This window comes from Streptomyces sp. NPDC034670 (assembly GCF_055574875.1).
Window position 1 is genome coordinate 24,193 of sequence record NZ_JBVITR010000007.1, and the last position, 18,353, is coordinate 42,545.

An 18,353-nucleotide genomic window follows, 5' to 3' on the forward strand; every position below is an offset into this window, starting at 1 on the left:
ACTAAAGTGACGCGAAGCGGGAGGCGAGACCATCCGCTGCACTGTTTTCCCGGAGATTTTCCCGGAGATCCCGGCGCACGCGGGGATCTCCCCGCGTGCGCGGCGCGTACGTACGGCGCGGCCTCCTTCCGTTCCCGGCCGGCCGACGCTTCCGGCGCCGGTCGGCCACCCCTTCGCGGGGAGGGCGGAAGCCCGGCGGTGCGTCACGGCCGCGCCGGACCTGAGAGGGCCCAGAGTGAAAGGGCGCGAAGCGCTTCCGAATGAGGGTGGCGGTGGGCGAGGGGCGGGAGAGAGCCGACACGTCCCGGTGATGCTCCAGCGGTGCCTGGACCTGCTGGCGCCCGCCCTGGAACGGCCGGGAGCGGTGGCCGTCGACTGCACCCTCGGCCTCGGAGGCCACAGCGAGGCCCTGCTCCGGCGGTTCCCCGAGGCGCGGCTCGTCGCCCTGGACCGCGACAAGGAGGCCCTGCGCCTGTCCGGCGAACGGCTCGCCCCCTTCGGCGAGCGGGCCACCCTGGTGCACGCCGTCTACGACGAGCTCCCCGACGTCCTCGCCCGGCTCGGCGTCCCGCGCGTCCAGGGGGTCCTGTTCGACCTCGGGGTGTCCTCCATGCAGCTCGACGAGGCCGACCGCGGCTTCGCCTACGCCCAGGACGCCCCGCTGGACATGCGCATGGACCAGACGGCCGGCGTCAGCGCCGCCGAGGTCCTCAACACCTACCCGCCCGGCGAACTCGTCCGCATCCTGCGCGCCTACGGCGAGGAGAAGCAGGCCAAGCGGATCGTGGCCGCGATCGTGCGCGAGCGCGAGAAGGAGCCGTTCACGCACAGCGCGCGCCTGGTGGAGCTGATCCGGGACGCGCTGCCGCAGGCCGCCAAGCGCACCGGCGGCAACCCGGCCAAGCGCACCTTCCAGGCCCTGCGGATCGAGGTCAACGGCGAGCTCTCGGTGCTGGAGCGGGCGATCCCGGCCGCGGTGAAGGCCCTCGACGTGGACGGGCGGATCGCCGTGCTGTCGTACCACTCCCTGGAGGACCGGCTGGTCAAGCAGGTGCTCGCGGCGGGCGCCGCCACCACCGCGCCGCCCGGGCTGCCGGTCGTCCCCGAGCGCTACCAGCCCCGGCTCAAGCTGCTCACGCGCGGTGCCGAACTCCCCACCGAGGAGGAGATCGCCGAGAACCGCCGCGCGGCCCCCGCGCGGCTGCGCGGCGCCCAGCGGATCCGGGAGGACCTCGAGTGAGGCGGACGGGTGCGCCGGGCGCATGAGTGGACGGGGGACGACGGACCGGACGTGCGGGCGGGACAGGCGGACTCAGGGGAGCGCGAGTGAGTAGGAAACCCGAACTGAAGGGGAGGGCGGCACGCCTCGCGCGGCTCTTCCCCACCGGGCGTGCCCAGGCGGCGCGCACCCCCTTCGTCCTCCTCGTCGTCCTGCTCCTCGGCGGCGGTCTGATCGGCCTCCTGGTGCTGAACTCCGCCCTCAGCGAGGGCGCCTTCCAGCTCGACGACCTCCAGCGGGAGACCAAGAACCTCACCGACGAGGAACAGGCCCTGCAGCGGGACATCGACGCCCACTCCGCCCCCGACGCCCTGCAGCGCCGCGCCCGCGAGCTCGGCATGGTCCCCGGCGGCGGCCCCGCCTTCCTCGGCCCCGACGGAGAGGTCAAGGGCGTCCCGGGTCCCGCCTCCGGCGGCCGGGTCCCCGTGGCCCCCGGGGCCGGGGCCACCGCGACGGCCCCGCCCTCCGCCCCGGAGACCGCCGCCCCCACGCCCGCCCCCTCATCGACTCCCGGCAGGTGACGGAAGTGTCCGACAGGGAACCGCCCCGCCGCCGGGTGCCCGGACCCGCCCGCCCGGCCGCCGCGCGGCGCCCCGGACCCGGCGCCCGCCCGGTCCGCCGCCCCGGCCCGCCCCGGTCCGGTGCCCCGAAGGCCATCCGGCTGGGCAGCCCGCGCCCCCGCCTGCGCCTGGTCGGCGTGCTCCTGACCCTGGTCCTGCTCGCCTTCGTCGTGCGCCTGTTCCAGGTGCAGGCCGTCGACGCGAGCACGTACGCCGCCAAGGCCGAGCGGAACCGCTACGTCGGCCAGGTGCTGGCCGCCGAACGCGGCGAGATCACCGACCGCAACGGCGTGGCCCTGGCGACCAGCGAGGACGCCTACGACATCACGGCCGACCCCACGATGTTCACCCCCGAGGAGCTGGAGATCGCCGACGGCCCCGAGCGGGCCGCCGCCCTCCTCGCCCCGATCCTCGGCCAGGACCAGGAGGAGCTGACCGGGAAGCTGCGCCCCGAGAACAAGGACCTGCGCTACGTCAAGCTGGCCGCCCGCCAGACCCCGCAGGTCTGGAAGCAGATCAAGGACCTGAAGGCGGCGCTGGCGAAGAAGACCGGGAGCGGCGGCTCCGCGGCCAACGTCCTCGCCGGCGTCTTCTCCGTGCCCACCAGCAAGCGGGTGTACCCCAACAACGAGCTCGCCGCCGGGATACTGGGCTGGGTCAACGCCGAGGGCAAGGGCGGCGGCGGCATCGAGCTCCAGCTGGACAGGCGGCTCGCCGGCGAGGACGGCAAGATCCGCTACGCCCAGTCCGGCGGCCGGCTCGTCCCGACCGCGGGCTCCACCGAGACCCCGGCCGTGCCCGGCAGCGACATCGAGCTCACCATCGACCGCGACATCCAGTGGGCCGCGCAGAACGCCATCAGCCGGCAGGTGAGGGAGTCCGCGGCGGACCGCGGCTACGTCATCGTCCAGGACACCCGCACCGGCGAGGTCCTCGCGATGGCCAACGCGCCCGGGTTCGATCCCAACGACCTCTCCGACGCCGCGCCGGAGGCGCTCGGCAACGCGGCCGTCCAGGACGCCTTCGAACCCGGCTCCACCGCCAAGGTGGTGTCGATGGCGGCCGTCCTGGAGGAGAACGTCGCCGCACCCGGGACGCACGTCGTCGTGCCCAACCGGCTGCACCGCGGCGACCGGCTGTTCAAGGACGACGTCGACCACCCCACCTGGTACCTGACGCTCAACGGCGTGCTCGCCAAGTCCAGCAACATCGGCACCATCCTGGCCACCGGCCAGCTCGGCAGGACCCAGGCCCAGGCCAACCGGGTCCTCTACGACTACCTCCGCGAGTTCGGCCTCGGCAGCCTCACGGGGCTCGGCTTCCCCGGCGAGACCAAGGGCATCCTCGCCCCGCCCGACACCTGGTCGACCTCGCAGCAGTACACGATTCCTTTCGGCCAGGGCGTGTCCGTCAACGCCATGCAGGCCGCCTCCGTCTACTCGACCATCGCCAACGGCGGCGTCCGCGTCCAACCCACGCTGGTGCGCGGCTCCACGGGACCCGACGGGCGCTTCACCCCCGCCCCGGAACCCGAGAAGAGGCGGGTCGTCAGCGAGAAGACGGCGAAGACGCTCGCCCGGATGCTGGAGTCGGTCGTGGACGACGAGGAGGGCACCGGCACCAAGGCGCGCATCCCGGGCTACCGGGTCGCGGGCAAGACGGGCACCGCCAACCGAGTGGATCCGGCCACCGGAAAGTACCGTGGCTACACCTCGTCCTTCGCCGGATTCGCCCCCGCCGACAAGCCGCGGGTCACCGTCTACTGCGTCATCCAGAACGCCACCCAGGGCAGCTACTTCGGCGGCCAGATCTGCGGCCCCGTCTACAAGCAGGTCATGGAGTTCGCCCTGAAGACGCTCCAGGTGCCGCCGACCGGCGCCGAACCCGCCAAGCTACCGGTCACCTTCACCCCCTGATCAGCACCGAGCCACCAGGAACCACCCCGTGACGACGATCACCCCCGGCCCCGGGGACCAGGACGCCCCCCGCCCCTCGCCCTCCAGCCTCCCGCCCCCGCCGGGCCGTGCTGCGGGCGGGCCCCTCTTTGGCCCGGAGGCGGGTGGGCCCGGTACGCTCACCGCCGTGCCACACGCTGATCAGTCCCAAACCGCCCAGAAGGGCCATCCCGTGACCTATCCGGGACCGCCCCGGCCGGCGCAGGTCTCCGCCACACCTCTGGCGGACCTCGCCGACCAGCTGGGTCTCCCCGCGCCGGAGCGGACCGTCGAGGTCACGGGCATCACCCACGACTCGCGCGCCGTCCGCCCCGGCGACCTGTACGCCGCCCTCCCCGGCGCCCGCGCGCACGGCGCCGACTTCGTCGCCCAGGCCGCCGGCCTCGGCGCGGTCGCCGTGCTCACCGACCCGTCCGGCGCCGGGCGCGTCGCCGCGACCGGGCTGCCCGCGCTGGTGGTCGACGACCCGCGCGCGCGGATGGGCGAGCTGGCGGCGGCCATCTACGGCCACCCGGGCCGCGACCTGCTCCAGATCGGCATCACCGGCACCTCCGGCAAGACCACCACCGCGTACCTCGTCGAGGGCGGCCTCAAGACCGCCCGCGGCACGGACGGGGGACGGGATCAGGAGGGTCGGCGCGAGGCGCCGTCGGTTGGGGGCGGTGGTGGGCGACGGGATCAGGAGGGCCGGCGCGAGGCGCCGTCGGTTGAGGGCGGTGGTGGGCGACGGGATCAGGAGGGTCGGCGCGAGGCGCCGTCGGTCGGGGGCGGTGGTGGGCGACGGGTGGGCCTCATCGGCACCGTCGAGATGCGCATCGGCGAGGAGCGCGTCAAGTCCGAGCGCACCACGCCCGAGGCCACCGACCTGCAGGCGCTGTTCGCCGTCATGCGGGAGCGCGGCACCGAGGCCGTCGCCATGGAGGTCTCCAGCCACGCCCTGGTCCTCGGCCGGGTCGACGGCTGCGTCTTCGACATCGCGGTCTTCACCAACCTCAGCCCGGAGCACATGGAGTTCCACTCCGGCATGGAGGACTACTTCCGGGCCAAGGCGCAGCTGTTCACGCCGGAACGCAGCAGGCTGGGCGTGGTCAACGTCGACGACGAGTACGGCCGCCGCCTCGTCAAGGAGGCCGGCGTCCCGGTCGTCACCTACTCCGCCGAGGGCCACCCCGACGCCGACTGGCGCGCCGCGGACGTCCGGGTCGGCCCGATGGACTCGACGTTCACCGTGATCGGGCCCGAGGGCGAGCGGATCACCGCCCGGTCGCCGCTGCCGGGCCCCTTCAACGTGGCCAACACCCTCGCCGCGATCGTCGCGCTGGCCGCCGCGGGCCTCGACCCGCAGTCCGCCGCCGACGGCGTCGCCGCCGTGCCGGGCGTGCCGGGCCGGCTGGAGCGGGTGGACGCCGGACAGCCGTACCTCGCGGTGGTGGACTACGCCCACAAGACCGACGCCGTCGAATCGGTGCTGCGCGCCCTGCGCAAGGTCACCGAGGGCCGGGTGCACGTGGTGCTCGGCTGCGGCGGCGACCGGGACGCCACCAAGCGGGCCCCGATGGGCGCGGCCGCCGCGCGGCTCGCCGACACCGCCGTGCTGACCTCCGACAACCCCCGCTCCGAGGACCCTCTCGCCATCCTCGCCACCATGCTCCAGGGCGCGGCCTCCGTCCCCGCCCACGAGCGCGGCGAGGTGCAGGTCTTCGAGGACCGGGCCGCCGCGATCACCGCCGCCGTCGCCCGGGCCCGGCCCGGCGACACCGTGCTGGTCGCGGGCAAGGGCCACGAGCAGGGGCAGGACATCGCCGGGGTGGTGCGTCCCTTCGACGACCGCCAGGTGCTTCGCGAAGCCATCAAGAAGACCCAGGGATGAACTTGTGATCGCCCTCTCCCTCGCCGAGATCGCAGAAGTCGTCGGCGGGCAGACGCACGACATACCGGACCCCTCCGTCCAGGTCACCGGACCGGTCGTCCGGGACTCACGGGAGGCCGGTCCGGGCAGCCTCTTCGTCGCCTTCGTCGGCGAGCGCGCGGACGGCCACGACTTCGCGGCCCAGGTGATCGAGGCGGGCGCGGCGGCCGTGCTCGCCTCCCGCCCGGTCGGCGTGCCCGCGATCGTCGTCGAGGACGTCCAGGCGGCCCTCGGCGCCCTCGCCCGGCACGTCGTCGGACGGCTCGGCACCACCCTCGTCGCGCTCACCGGCTCGGCCGGCAAGACCAGCACCAAGGACCTCATCGCCCAGGTGCTGCGGCGCATGGCGCCGACCGTCTTCACCCCCGGCTCGCTCAACAACGAGATCGGGTTGCCGCTCACCGCGCTCACCGCCACCGAGGAGACGAGGTTCCTCGTCCTGGAGATGGGCGCGCGCGGAATCGGCCACATCCGGTACCTCGCCGAGCTCACCCCGCCGAGGATCGGCCTCGTCCTCAACGTCGGCACCGCCCACATCGGCGAGTTCGGCGGCCGCGAGCAGATCGCGCAGGCGAAGGGCGAGCTGGTCGAGGCCCTGCCCCCGGCCGAGGAGGGCGGCGCCGCGATCCTCAACGCGGACGACCCGCTCGTGCGGGCCATGGCCTCCCGTACGAAGGCGAAGGTGATCCTTTTCGGAGAGTCCGACGAAGCGGACGTTCGGGCCGAGAACGTGCGACTCACGGACAGCGGACAGCCCTCCTTCAGGCTTCACACACCCTCCGGTGCATGTGATGTGACCATGCGCCTGTACGGTGAGCATCACGTGTCGAACGCGCTCGCCGCGGCCGCCGTCGCCCACGAGTTGGGCATGCCCGCAGACGAGATCGCCCGCGCGCTCTCCGAGGCGGGCTCCCTCTCCCGCTGGCGGATGGAGGTCACCGAGCGCCCGGACGGCGTGACGGTCGTCAACGACGCCTACAACGCGAACCCCGAGTCCATGCGGGCCGCCCTGCGCGCCCTGGCAGCGATGGGCAACGGGCGTCGTACGTGGGCGGTGCTCGGCAAGATGGCCGAGCTCGGGGACGAGGCGCTCGCCGAGCACGACGCGGTCGGACGGCTCGCCGTCCGGCTCAACGTCAGCAAGCTCGTCGCGGTCGGCGGCAGGGAAGCCGCCTGGCTGCAACTGGGCGCATATAACGAGGGTTCGTGGGGTGAGGAGTCGGTGCACGTGTCCGACGCACAGGCGGCGATCGACCTGTTGCGCAGCGAGTTGCGCCCGGGAGACGTCGTACTCGTGAAGGCGTCCCGTTCGGTCGGGCTCGAGCGCGTGGCGCAGGCGCTGCTCGAGACCGGTGCCGAGGGTGAGGTCGCGGCCCGATGATGAATCAGATCCTGTTCGCAGGCGTCATCGGCCTCTTCCTGACGCTGATCGGCACTCCGCTGCTGATCAAGCTGCTCGCGCGCAAGGGGTACGGCCAGTACATCCGGGACGACGGCCCGCGCGAGCACGCCAGCAAGCGCGGTACGCCGACCATGGGCGGCATCGCCTTCATCCTGGCCACGGTCGCCGCGTACTTCCTCAGCAAGGTGATCAGCGGCGAGCCGCCGAGGTACTCCGGGGTGCTGGTGCTGGCCCTGATGGTCGGCATGGGCCTGGTCGGCTTCCTGGACGACTACATCAAGATCGTCAAGCGGCGCTCGCTGGGTCTGCGGGCCAAGGCGAAGATGGCCGGCCAGCTGATCGTCGGCGTCGCCTTCGCGGTGCTCTCGCTGCAGTTCGCGGACGCCCGCGGCAACACCCCGGCCTCCACGAAGCTGTCGTTCATCACGGACTTCGGCTGGACCATCGGCCCGGTGCTGTTCGTCATCTGGGCGCTGTTCATGATCCTCGCGATGTCGAACGGCGTGAACCTGACCGACGGCCTGGACGGTCTCGCCACCGGCGCCTCCGTGCTCGTCTTCGGCGCCTACACGTTCATCGGCGTCTGGCAGTTCCAGGAGTCCTGCGCCAACGCGCAGGAGCTGACCAACCCGAACGCCTGTTACGAGGTGCGCGACCCGCTCGACCTCGCCGTCGTCTCCGCCGCGCTGATGGGGTCCTGCCTAGGCTTCCTGTGGTGGAACACCTCCCCGGCCAAGATCTTCATGGGCGACACCGGTTCGCTGGCGCTCGGCGGCGTGCTCGCGGGTCTCGCGATCTGCTCCCGCACCGAGCTGCTGCTCGCCATCCTCGGCGGTCTGTTCGTCCTCATCACCATGTCGGTGGTCATCCAGGTCGGCTCCTTCCGGCTCACCGGGAAACGGGTCTTCCGGATGGCACCGCTCCAGCACCACTTCGAACTCAAAGGCTGGTCCGAAGTCCTCGTGGTGGTCCGCTTCTGGATCATCCAGGGCATCTGTGTGATCGTCGGACTGGGCATCTTCTACGCAGGATGGGCAGCGGACAAGTGACCTCCTCGGTGCTCTCGGACCTCCAGGGCAAGCACGTCACCGTCGCCGGGCTCGGCGTCTCCGGCGTCCCGGCGGCGAAGGTGCTGCACGGCCTCGGCGCGCACGTCACGGTCGTCAACGACGGCGACGACGAACGCGCCCGGGACCAGGCGGCCGAACTGGAGCGGCTCGGCGTCACCGTCCGCCTCGGCGACGGCGCGACCCTGCCCGAGGGCACCGACCTCGTCGTCACCGCACCCGGCTGGAAGCCCGACAAGCCGCTGTTCGCCGCCGCCGGGCGGGCCGGCGTCCCCGTCTGGGGCGACGTCGAACTCGCCTGGCGGCTGCGCGGCCTGGACGGCAGGGAACCCGCCCCCTGGCTCGCGGTCACCGGCACCAACGGCAAGACCACCACCGTCCAGATGCTCGCCTCCATCCTGGAGGCGGCGGGCCTGCGCACCGCGGCCGTCGGCAACATCGGCGTCTCGCTGCTGGACGCGGTGCTCGGCGAGGAGAAGTACGACGTGCTCGCCGTGGAGCTGTCCAGCTACCAGCTCCACTGGGCGCCGTCGCTGCGCGCCCACTCGGCCGCCGTGCTGAACCTCGCCCCCGACCACCTCGACTGGCACGGCTCCATGGAGGCGTACGCCGCCGACAAGGGCCGTGTCTACGAGGGCAATCGCGTCGCCTGCGTCTACAACGCCGATGCCACCGGCAAGCCGTCCACCGAGGACCTGGTCCGCGCGGCCGACGTCGAGGAGGGCTGCCGCGCGATCGGCTTCACCCTGGGCACCCCGGGCCCCTCCCAACTCGGCGTCGTGGACGGCATCCTGGTCGACCGCGCCTTCGTCGAGAACCGGCACAGCAGTGCCCAGGAGCTCGCCGAGGTCTCCGACGTGAACCCGCCGGCCCCGCACAACGTCGCCAACGCCCTTGCCGCCGCCGCCCTCGCGCGCGCCTTCGGGGTGCCCGCGACGGCCGTGCGCGACGGTCTGCGGGCCTTCACCCCGGACGCCCACCGCATCGCGCACGTGGCCGACGTGGACGGCGTCGCCTACGTCGACGACTCCAAGGCCACCAACACGCACGCCGCCGAGGCCTCGTTGGCGGCGTACGAGCCGGTGGTGTGGATCGCGGGCGGCCTGGCGAAGGGAGCGACCTTCGACGAACTGGTCGCGGGAGCGGCGAAGCGGCTGCGCGGCGCCGTCCTGATCGGCCGGGACCGCGCCCTGATCCGCGAAGCCCTCGCGCGACACGCCCCCGAGGTACCGGTGGTCGACCTCGACCGGACCGACACTGGGGCGATGCTCCAGGCCGTCCAGGAGGCGCGGCGGCTCGCACGTCCCGGGGACACGGTACTGCTCGCCCCGGCCTGCGCCTCGATGGACATGTTCGCCAACTACAACAGGCGCGGTGAGGCGTTCGCCCAGGCGGTGCGCGAACTCGGCGCCTGACCCGGCCGCCGTGCGCCGGGCGACCTTGGGAGGGACGCGTGGGACCGTCGAGGCCCTGTCCGGCGTACAGCCGCCCGGCGTGCGACGGAGGACCTGATGCCCGGTAGCCGTACCGGCGGGCCGCCCGCGCAGCGCGCCGCCCGCCGGCCCGCCGCGCCCCGGTCCCCGCGCGAGAACCCCCTGCGCGCCCTGCACGCACGGGCCCGCAGGGCCTGGGACCGGCCGCTGACCGCGTACTACCTGATCCTCGGCGGCAGCGCGCTGATCACCGTGCTCGGCCTGGTGATGGTCTACTCGGCCTCCCAGATCACCGCGCTGCAGATGTCCCTGCCGGGCTCCTACTTCTTCCGCAAGCAGCTCCTGGCCGCCACGATCGGCGGCGTGCTGCTGCTGGCGGCCTCCCGGATGCCGGTGAAGCTGCACCGGGCGCTGGCCTACCCCATCCTCGCGGGCGCCGTCTTCCTGATGGTCCTGGTGCAGGTGCCGGGGATGGGGATGGAGGTCAACGGCAACCGGAACTGGATCTCCCTGGGCGGCTCCTTCCAGCTCCAGCCCAGCGAGTTCGGCAAGCTGGCGCTGGTGCTGTGGGGTGCCGACCTGCTCGCCCGCAAACAGGAGAAGCGGCTGCTGGCCCAGTGGAAGCACATGCTGGTGCCGCTGGTTCCGGCCGCCTTCATGCTGCTCGGACTGATCATGCTCGGCGGCGACATGGGGACGGCGATCATCCTGACGGCGATCCTGTTCGGCCTGCTGTGGCTGGCGGGGGCGCCCACCCGGCTGTTCGTCGGGGTGCTGTCGGTCGCCGCGCTGCTCGGCGCGCTCCTCATCCGCACCAGTCCCAACCGCATGGCCCGGCTCGCCTGCCTCGGTGCCACCGAGCCCCAGGAGGGGCCGGTCGACTGCTGGCAGGCGGTGCACGGGATCTACGCCCTCGCCTCCGGCGGGATCTTCGGTTCCGGACTCGGCGCGAGCCTGGAGAAATGGGGGCAACTCCCCGAAGCCCACACCGACTTCATCTTCGCGGTCACCGGTGAGGAACTGGGCCTGGCGGGAACGCTGTCGGTACTCGCCCTGTTCGCGGCTCTAGGCTATGCGGGCATCCGCGTGGCCGGACGCACGGAGGACCCCTTCGTGAGGTACGCCGCGGGAGGCGTGACCACCTGGATCATGGCCCAGGCCGTGATCAACATGGGTGCGGTGCTCGGCCTGCTGCCGATCGCCGGCGTCCCGCTCCCGCTGTTCTCCTACGGGGGGTCCGCCCTGCTGCCGACCATGTTCGCCATCGGGCTGCTGATCGCCTTCGCGCGTGAGGACCCCGCTGCGCGGATGGCGCTTGCGATGCGGCAACCCCGCTTTGGTAGAAAGCGGAACGGGGGTCTTCAGTGGCCCCGGAGATGGAACACGATGCGACGGCGCGCCCGAGCGGTGCGTTCGTCCGGAGAGCGGTGAATTTCGGTGCATGTCGTACTCGCCGGCGGAGGAACCGCGGGCCACATCGAGCCCGCGCTCGCCCTCGCGGACGCCCTGCGCAGGCAGGATCCGACCGTGGGCATCACGGCCCTGGGCACGGAGCGCGGCCTCGAGACACGTCTCGTACCCGAGCGCGGGTACGAGCTGGCGCTGATCCCCGCCGTACCGCTGCCACGCAAGCCGACCCCCGAGCTGATCACCGTCCCGGGCCGGCTGCGCGGCACCATCAAGGCGACCGAGCAGATCCTGGAACGCACCAAGGCGGACGCCGTGGTCGGTTTCGGCGGCTACGTCGCCCTGCCCGGATACCTCGCCGCCAAGCGGCTCGGCGTGCCGATCGTGATCCACGAGGCCAACGCCCGGCCCGGGCTGGCCAACAAGATCGGCTCCCGCTACGCCGCCCAGGTCGCCGTCTCCACGCCCGACAGCAAGCTGCGGAACGCCCGTTACATCGGCATCCCGCTGCGCCGCTCCATCGCCACCCTCGACCGGGCCGCGGTCCGTCCCGAGGCCCGTGCCGCGTTCGGACTCGACCCCAACCTGCCGACGCTGCTGGTCTCCGGCGGCTCGCAGGGCGCCCGCCGGCTCAACGAGGTCGTCCAGCAGGTGGCTCCGCGGCTGCAGCAGGCCGGGATCCAGATCCTGCACGCGGTCGGCCCGAAGAACGAACTGCCGCAGGTGCAGCAGATGCCGGGAATGCCCCCTTACATCCCGGTAAGTTATCTGGACCGGATGGACCTCGCGTACGCCGCGGCCGACATGATGCTCTGCCGCGCGGGCGCGATGACCGTCGCCGAACTCTCCGCCGTCGGACTCCCGGCCGCCTACGTCCCGCTGCCCATCGGCAACGGCGAGCAGCGGCTCAACGCCCAGCCGGTGGTCAAGGCCGGCGGCGGGCTGCTGGTCGACGACGCGGAGCTGTCGCCGGAGTGGCTGCAGCAGAACGTCCTGCCCGTGCTCGCCGACCCGCACCGGTTGTACGAGATGTCCCGCGCCGCCTCCGAGTTCGGCCGCCGGGACGCCGACGACCTGCTCGTCGGCATGGTGTACGAGGCGATCGCCTCGCGCCACCGCCACTGAAAGGAGCGCGCGCGTGGCCGGACCGACCGCCGCCGAGCGCGGTGAACGCCGTCAGGGGTCGTCCGGCCCGCCGCCGGTCCGGTGGTCCCGTCGGCGCCTTCGTGTGATCGTCGTTCTGGCCGTCGCTCTCGTGTTCTTCGGGAGCGGCGCCTTCTGGCTGCTGTACGGCTCGGACCTGGTGCGCGTGGAGCGCGTCTCCGTGTCCGGCACCCGGACCCTGGAGCCCGCGCGGGTGCGCGAGACGGCGGACGTTCCCCTCGGGGAGCAGTTGATTTCGGTGGACACCGGGGCGATCGAGGCGCGGCTCGTCGAAGAATTGCCCCGAATTGCCACAGTTGAGGTGATTCGTTCCTGGCCGCGCGAAATCGAGCTGAAAGTGACGGAGCGCACTCCGGTTCTTCTTCTGCAAAAGGACGGGAAGTTCATCGAGGTGGACAAGGAGGGTGTCCGTTTTGCTACGGTTTCCCGGGCACCCCGAGGTGTTCCGCTGCTGGAATTGGACGTCTCCCGGACCGGCTCCGCGGCCGCGAGCCTGCGCCGCTTCGGCGAGGGCCGGCTGGTGCGGGAGGCGGTCCGGGCCGCCGGCGCCGTCCCGGACTCCGTCGCGCGCACGGTCCGCGGTGTCAAGGTCCGTTCCTACGACGACATCTCGCTGCGGTTGACGGGTGACAGAACGGTCGACTGGGGAAGCAGCGAGAAGGGGGCCGCGAAGGCCCGTTCCCTCACCGCGCTGATGAAAGCGGCGCCGGGGGCACGGCACTTCGACGTCAGCGTCCCCACGGCACCGGCGTCATCGGGGAGTTGACGCGCATCGGTGCAGGCCAGCACCCTGGCTGGGCAGCGCTACGGCTGATCACATAGGGTGAAAAGAAAAACGGGAGGTTCGGCGTGTTCGTTGAACGGGCGCCACTCGTCGACTTAGTGTCCTGTTCAGAAGACTCCAGGGAACAGACACACTGGTAACCCTAAACTTCAACGTTAGGGTTCGGGTCGGCGCTACGGACCGTCCCATTCGGCATCAGTCGTCGGTTCGCGGCGCACCCGCGGAACGGCGACACGTAACTCGAGGCGAGAGGCCTTCGACGTGGCAGCACCGCAGAACTACCTCGCAGTCATCAAAGTCATCGGTGTCGGCGGCGGTGGTGTCAATGCCATCAACCGGATGATCGAGGTCGGTCTCAAGGGCGTCGAGTTCATCGCCATCAACACCGACGCGCAAGCCCTGTTGATGAGCGACGCCGACGTCAAGCTCGACGTCGGCCGTGAACTCACCCGCGGACTCGGCGCCGGGGCCAACCCGGCCGTCGGCCGCAAGGCCGCCGAGGACCACCGCGAGGAGATCGAGGAGGTCCTCAAGGGGGCCGACATGGTCTTCGTGACGGCCGGTGAAGGCGGCGGCACCGGCACCGGCGGCGCGCCCGTCGTGGCCAACATCGCCCGCTCGCTCGGTGCTCTCACCATCGGCGTGGTCACCCGCCCGTTCACCTTCGAGGGGCGGCGCCGCGCGAACCAGGCCGAGGACGGCATCGCGGAGCTCCGCGAAGAGGTCGACACCCTCATCGTCATCCCGAACGACCGGCTGCTGTCCATCTCGGACCGCCAGGTCTCGGTCCTCGACGCCTTCAAGTCGGCGGACCAGGTGCTGCTCTCCGGCGTCCAGGGCATCACCGACCTCATCACCACGCCCGGCCTGATCAACCTCGACTTCGCCGACGTGAAGTCGGTCATGTCGGAGGCCGGCTCGGCCCTCATGGGCATCGGCTCGGCCCGCGGCGACGACCGCGCGGTGGCCGCCGCCGAGATGGCCATCTCCTCCCCGCTGCTGGAGGCCTCCATCGACGGCGCCCGCGGCGTGCTGCTCTCCATCTCCGGCGGCAGCGACCTCGGCCTGTTCGAGATCAACGAGGCCGCCCAGCTGGTGAGCGAGGCCGCCCACCCCGAGGCCAACATCATCTTCGGCGCGGTGATCGACGACGCCCTCGGCGACGAGGTCCGGGTCACCGTGATCGCGGCCGGCTTCGACGGCGGTCAGCCGCCGGCCAAGCGGGAGAACGTCCTCGGCTCGTCCTCGGCCAAGCGAGAGGAGCCGCCGGCCCCGGCACGGCAGCCGGAGAGCCGCCCCTCCTTCGGCTCGCTCGGCAGCGTCACGCCGAAGGAGGACCCGGAGCCGGTGGCCCCGGAGCCGGTGCACGACATCCCGGTCGCCCAGCCGCCGGTCCCGCCGTCGCGGACCTACGACAGCGCGGCCGAGGAACTGGACGTGCCGGACTTCCTGAAGTGATAGCGACCCGACGCGAGAGCGTGAGCGGCGCGCACTTCGCCTTCACCGACCGGTGGGGCGGGGTGAGCGCCGCTCCGTATGCGGAGCTCAACCTCGGCGGGGCGGTCGGCGACGACCCCGGCGCCGTACGCACCAACCGCGAACTGGCCGCCGGGTCCCTCGGCGTCGATCCGGCCCGGGTGGTCTGGATGAACCAGGTGCACGGGGCCGGGACGGCCGTGGTCGACGAGCCCTGGGGCGACCGCCCCGTCCCCGAGGTCGACGCGATCGTCACCGCGCGGCGGGGTCTCGCCCTCGCCGTGCTCACCGCCGACTGCGTACCGGTGCTGCTCGCCGACCCCGTCGCCGGGGTTGCCGCCGCGGCCCACGCGGGACGGCCCGGACTCGTCGCCGGGGTGGTCCCCGCCGCGGTGCGGGCGATGGCCGGACTCGGCGCCGAGCCCTCGCGGATCGTCGCCCGCACCGGACCGGCCGTCTGCGGCCGGTGCTACGAGGTGCCGGAGGCGATGCGCGCCGAGGTGGCCGCCGTCGAGCCGGCGGCGCACGCCGAGACGAGCTGGGGCACGCCGGCGGTCGACGTGGCCGCGGGCGTGCACGCGCAGCTCCAGCGGCTCGGGGTGTGCGACCGGGAGCAGTCGCCGGTGTGCACGCTGGAGTCGGGGGATCACTTCTCGTACCGACGCGACCGCACCACCGGGCGGCTCGCGGGCTATGTGTGGCTGGACTGAGAGACATGACGGATCGTAAGGGTGAAATCGCCGCGAACCTGGCGAGAGTGGAGGAGCGGATCGCCGCCGCGTGCGCTGCGGCCGGACGTGCGCGCGACGAGGTCACCCTCATCGTGGTCACCAAGACCTTCCCGGCGAGCGATGTGCGGATCCTGTCGGAACTCGGTGTGCGCCACGTCGCCGAGAACCGCGACCAGGACGCCGCGCCGAAGGCGGCCCAGTGCGCGGACCTGCCGCTCACCTGGCACTTCGTCGGTCAGTTGCAGACCAACAAGGTGCGCTCCGTGGTCGGTTACGCGGATCTCGTGCAGTCCGTCGACCGTGCCCGGCTGGTGACGGCCCTCTCCCGGGAGGCCGTGCGGGCCGGACGCGAGGTGGGCTGCCTCGTCCAGGTCGCGCTCGACGCGGGCGAGAGCGGCCGGGGGGAGCGCGGGGGGATCGCGCCCGGCGGCGTGGCGGAACTGGCCGGGCTCGTCGCCGGGGCCGAAGGGCTGCGGCTGGACGGGCTGATGACGGTCGCCCCCCTCACCGGGGAGTACGCCGGGCACCAACAGGCGGCGTTCGAGCGGTTGATGGATTTGTCGACCGACCTGCGCAGGGTTCATCCGGCTGCGAACATGGTCTCGGCAGGAATGAGCGCGGACCTCGAACAGGCCGTTGCCGCCGGAGCGACACATGTGCGCGTCGGCAGTGCGGTACTCGGAGTCCGTCCCGGGCTCGGGTAACGTCGCCAAGAAGTCGGACCACAGTAGAAAATATGGTCATTGCCGCCCATAGCGGACATAAGGACCTTGTGGATCGCGGGCACTTGGCGGTCGTCAGCGGATCCACCACAGAGCGGAGGACTCGGAGCATGGCCGGCGCGATGCGCAAGATGGCGGTCTACCTCGGCCTCGTGGAGGACGATGGGTACGACGGCCGCGGATTCGACCCAGACGACGACTTTGAACCCGAACTCGACCCGGAGCCCGAACGTGACCACAGGCGACACGAGATGTCGCATCAGTCACATGGTTCACATCAGCCACAAAGGGAAGAAGGGGCGCGTGTCGTCCAGCAGCCCGCGCCGCGCGAACCGGCCGCCCGCTCCGCTTCGCTTCCCGCTGAATCGCCACGCCCGGCGCGCATCGCCCCCGTGGCATCCATCACACAAGAACGCGCGAGTCTGGAGAAGAACGCACCGGTGATCATGCCCAAGGTCGTGTCGGAACGAGAGCCTTACCGGATCACCACGCTTCATCCCCGGACCTACAACGAGGCCCGTACCATCGGGGAACACTTCCGTGAGGGCACCCCGGTGATCATGAATCTGACTGAGATGGACGACACAGACGCGAAGCGACTTGTCGACTTTGCGGCAGGTTTGGTGTTTGGTCTTCACGGCAGTATCGAGAGGGTGACGCAGAAGGTGTTCCTGCTGTCTCCTGCTAACGTCGATGTCACGGCGGAGGACAAGGCCCGCATCGCAGAGGGCGGGTTCTTCAACCAGAGCTGAGACGCAGGACCGATCGAGCAGGGCGCAGGGGAGAGGGAAGAGCAGGCCATGAGCGTGTTCGTGCAGGTGATTTACATCGCGCTGATGGTGTTCCTCATGGTGCTCATCTTCCGGCTGGTCATGGACTACGTCTTCCAGTTCGCCCGCTCGTGGCAACCCGGCAAGGCGATGGTGGTCGTCCTGGAGGCCACCTACACTGTCACCGATCCACCGCTGAAGCTTCTGCGGCGGTTCATCCCGCCGCTGCGTCTCGGGGGCGTGGCGCTCGACCTGTCCTTCTTCGTACTGATGATCATCGTCTACATTCTGATCTCCCTCGTGGGCAGTGCGCTGAGGTGACTGTGGACGACATGGGCCTGCCGACTGCCGATGACTACGTTGAGGTGAAGAGATGCCGTTGACCCCCGAGGACGTGCGGAACAAGCAGTTCACGACCGTCCGCCTCCGAGAAGGCTATGACGAGGACGAGGTCGATGCCTTCCTCGACGAGGTCGAAGCCGAGCTGACGCGTCTGCTCCGCGAGAACGAGGACCTGCGCGCCAAGCTGGCCGCCGCGACGCGCGCCGCCGCCCAGAACCAGCAGAACATGCGCAAGCCCCCGGAGCAGGACCAGCAGGGGCCGCCGCAGGGTATGCCCCAGCAGGGCATGCGGGGTCCCGGCGCTCCCGTGCCCGCCGGGATATCGGGCCCGCCGCAGCAGCAGATGGGTGGCCCCATGGGTGGCCCGCCCCAGCTGCCGAGCGGTGCTCCCCAGCTGCCCGCCGGCCCCGGCGGTCAGGGCGGCCCGCAGGGTCCCGGCCCGATGGGCCAGGGTCCCGGGCCGATGGGTCAGGGTCCCGGCCCGATGGGCCAGGGCGGCCCGATGCAGGGGCAGATGGGCCCCGGTGGCCCGATGGGCGGCCCCATGGGCGGCCCCGGTCTTCCCGGTCAGGGCGGCCCCGGTGGCGACAGCGCCGCCCGCGTGCTGTCGCTGGCCCAGCAGACCGCCGACCAGGCGATCGCCGAGGCCCGTTCCGAGGCCAACAAGATCGTCGGCGAGGCGCGTTCGCGCGCCGAGGGCCTCGAGCGGGACGCCCGTGCCAAGGCCGACGCCCTGGAGCGGGACGCGCAGGAGAAGCACCGCGTCGCGATGGGCTCCCTGGAGTCCGCCCGCGCCACGCTGGAGCGCAAGGTCGAGGACCTGCGCGGCTTCGAGCGCGAGTACCGCACGCGGCTGAAGTCCTACCTGGAGTCGCAGCTGCGCCAGCTGGAGACCCAGGCGGACGACTCGCTCGCCCCGCCGCGCCAGCCCGCGAGCGCCGCTCCGTCGCTCCCGCCGTCCCCGGCGCCCTCGATGGCTCCGGCCGGCGCCGGTGCGCCGTCCTACGGCGGCAACCAGTCGATGGGCGGCGGTCCCGGTGGTCAGTCCGGCCCGTCCTACGGCGGCCAGCAGCAGATGCAGCCGGCGATGACCCAGCCCATGGCGCCGGTGCGCCCGCAGGGACCGTCGCCGATGGGGCAGGCCCCCTCGCCGATGCGCGGGTTCCTCATCGACGAGGACGACAACTGACGGCCCCATGGCCATGAGTACGACGTAGTGGTCGGCAGCGTTCAGGGCGGGGGGGGGGGGGGGGGGAAGGGGGGGGGAGGGGGGGTTGGTGGGGGTGGGGGCGGGGGGGGGGGGGGGGGGGGGGGGGAGGGGGGGGGGGGTGGGGGGGGGGGGGGGAGGGGAA

Annotated in this window: 16 protein-coding genes; all 16 read left to right on the forward strand. The window is 72.0% G+C overall.

The window, feature by feature from the left end; translation table 11 throughout:
• Window positions 1-235: 235 nt before the first annotated feature.
• The 16 genes from rsmH (at window position 236) to ACZ56B_RS07450 (ending at window position 18,190) form a co-directional block, all read left to right on the forward strand.
• Window positions 236-1,240: a 16S rRNA (cytosine(1402)-N(4))-methyltransferase RsmH gene (rsmH, locus tag ACZ56B_RS07375; protein ID WP_468787234.1), complete on the forward strand. Its 1,005-nt coding sequence runs from the start codon at window positions 236-238 to the stop codon at window positions 1,238-1,240.
• An 86-nt stretch (window positions 1,241-1,326) separates the two neighbouring features.
• On the forward strand, window positions 1,327-1,800 hold the full coding sequence (gene ftsL / locus ACZ56B_RS07380) for a cell division protein FtsL (RefSeq protein WP_468787236.1): 474 nt from the start codon (window positions 1,327-1,329) through the stop codon (window positions 1,798-1,800).
• Between the two features lie 5 nt (window positions 1,801-1,805).
• The gene (locus tag ACZ56B_RS07385) at window positions 1,806-3,755 is read left to right on the forward strand and encodes a peptidoglycan D,D-transpeptidase FtsI family protein (RefSeq protein ID WP_468787238.1); all 1,950 of its coding nucleotides are present in this window, start codon (window positions 1,806-1,808) and stop codon (window positions 3,753-3,755) included.
• 211 nt (window positions 3,756-3,966) lie between these two features.
• Complete coding sequence (locus ACZ56B_RS07390) at window positions 3,967-5,664, forward strand: UDP-N-acetylmuramoyl-L-alanyl-D-glutamate--2,6-diaminopimelate ligase (RefSeq protein ID WP_468787240.1); 1,698 nt, start codon at window positions 3,967-3,969, stop codon at window positions 5,662-5,664.
• Window positions 5,665-5,668: 4 nt separating this feature from the next.
• Window positions 5,669-7,084, forward strand: coding sequence for a UDP-N-acetylmuramoyl-tripeptide--D-alanyl-D-alanine ligase (locus ACZ56B_RS07395; RefSeq protein ID WP_468787242.1), 1,416 nt, complete (start codon window positions 5,669-5,671; stop codon window positions 7,082-7,084).
• Window positions 7,081-8,154 carry a phospho-N-acetylmuramoyl-pentapeptide-transferase gene (gene mraY, locus ACZ56B_RS07400; protein WP_468787244.1) on the forward strand — a complete coding sequence of 358 codons (1,074 nt, stop codon included), beginning with the start codon at window positions 7,081-7,083 and terminating at the stop codon, window positions 8,152-8,154. The genes ACZ56B_RS07395 and mraY overlap by 4 nt, the downstream gene beginning before the upstream one ends.
• A complete protein-coding gene (gene murD / locus ACZ56B_RS07405; protein WP_468787246.1) occupies window positions 8,136-9,587 on the forward strand; it encodes a UDP-N-acetylmuramoyl-L-alanine--D-glutamate ligase in 1,452 nt (483 codons plus the stop codon). Before mraY ends, murD begins: the two co-directional genes overlap by 19 nt.
• Window positions 9,588-9,683: 96 nt before the next feature.
• Window positions 9,684-11,036, forward strand: a complete 1,353-nt coding sequence (ftsW, locus tag ACZ56B_RS07410; protein ID WP_468787248.1) for a putative lipid II flippase FtsW — start codon at window positions 9,684-9,686, stop codon at window positions 11,034-11,036.
• 6 nt (window positions 11,037-11,042) lie between these two features.
• Complete coding sequence (murG, locus tag ACZ56B_RS07415) at window positions 11,043-12,137, forward strand: undecaprenyldiphospho-muramoylpentapeptide beta-N-acetylglucosaminyltransferase (protein ID WP_468787250.1); 1,095 nt, start codon at window positions 11,043-11,045, stop codon at window positions 12,135-12,137.
• 13 nt (window positions 12,138-12,150) lie between these two features.
• Complete coding sequence (locus tag ACZ56B_RS07420; RefSeq protein WP_468787252.1) at window positions 12,151-12,942, forward strand: cell division protein FtsQ/DivIB; 792 nt, start codon at window positions 12,151-12,153, stop codon at window positions 12,940-12,942.
• Between the two features lie 279 nt (window positions 12,943-13,221).
• Entirely contained in the window at window positions 13,222-14,418 is a 1,197-nt protein-coding gene (gene ftsZ, locus ACZ56B_RS07425) for a cell division protein FtsZ (protein ID WP_468787254.1), read from the forward strand.
• A gap of 20 nt (window positions 14,419-14,438) precedes the next feature.
• Window positions 14,439-15,146: a peptidoglycan editing factor PgeF gene (gene pgeF, locus ACZ56B_RS07430; RefSeq protein ID WP_468787532.1), complete on the forward strand. Its 708-nt coding sequence runs from the start codon at window positions 14,439-14,441 to the stop codon at window positions 15,144-15,146.
• A 5-nt stretch (window positions 15,147-15,151) separates the two neighbouring features.
• Complete coding sequence (locus ACZ56B_RS07435) at window positions 15,152-15,871, forward strand: YggS family pyridoxal phosphate-dependent enzyme (protein WP_468787256.1); 720 nt, start codon at window positions 15,152-15,154, stop codon at window positions 15,869-15,871.
• 128 nt (window positions 15,872-15,999) lie between these two features.
• Window positions 16,000-16,641 carry a cell division protein SepF gene (locus ACZ56B_RS07440; RefSeq protein WP_468787258.1) on the forward strand — a complete coding sequence of 214 codons (642 nt, stop codon included), beginning with the start codon at window positions 16,000-16,002 and terminating at the stop codon, window positions 16,639-16,641.
• A gap of 48 nt (window positions 16,642-16,689) precedes the next feature.
• The gene (locus tag ACZ56B_RS07445; RefSeq protein ID WP_468787260.1) at window positions 16,690-16,980 is read left to right on the forward strand and encodes a YggT family protein; all 291 of its coding nucleotides are present in this window, start codon (window positions 16,690-16,692) and stop codon (window positions 16,978-16,980) included.
• Between the two features lie 52 nt (window positions 16,981-17,032).
• Window positions 17,033-18,190 carry a DivIVA domain-containing protein gene (locus ACZ56B_RS07450; RefSeq protein ID WP_468787262.1) on the forward strand — a complete coding sequence of 386 codons (1,158 nt, stop codon included), beginning with the start codon at window positions 17,033-17,035 and terminating at the stop codon, window positions 18,188-18,190.
• The last annotated feature ends 163 nt before the right edge of the window (window positions 18,191-18,353 follow it).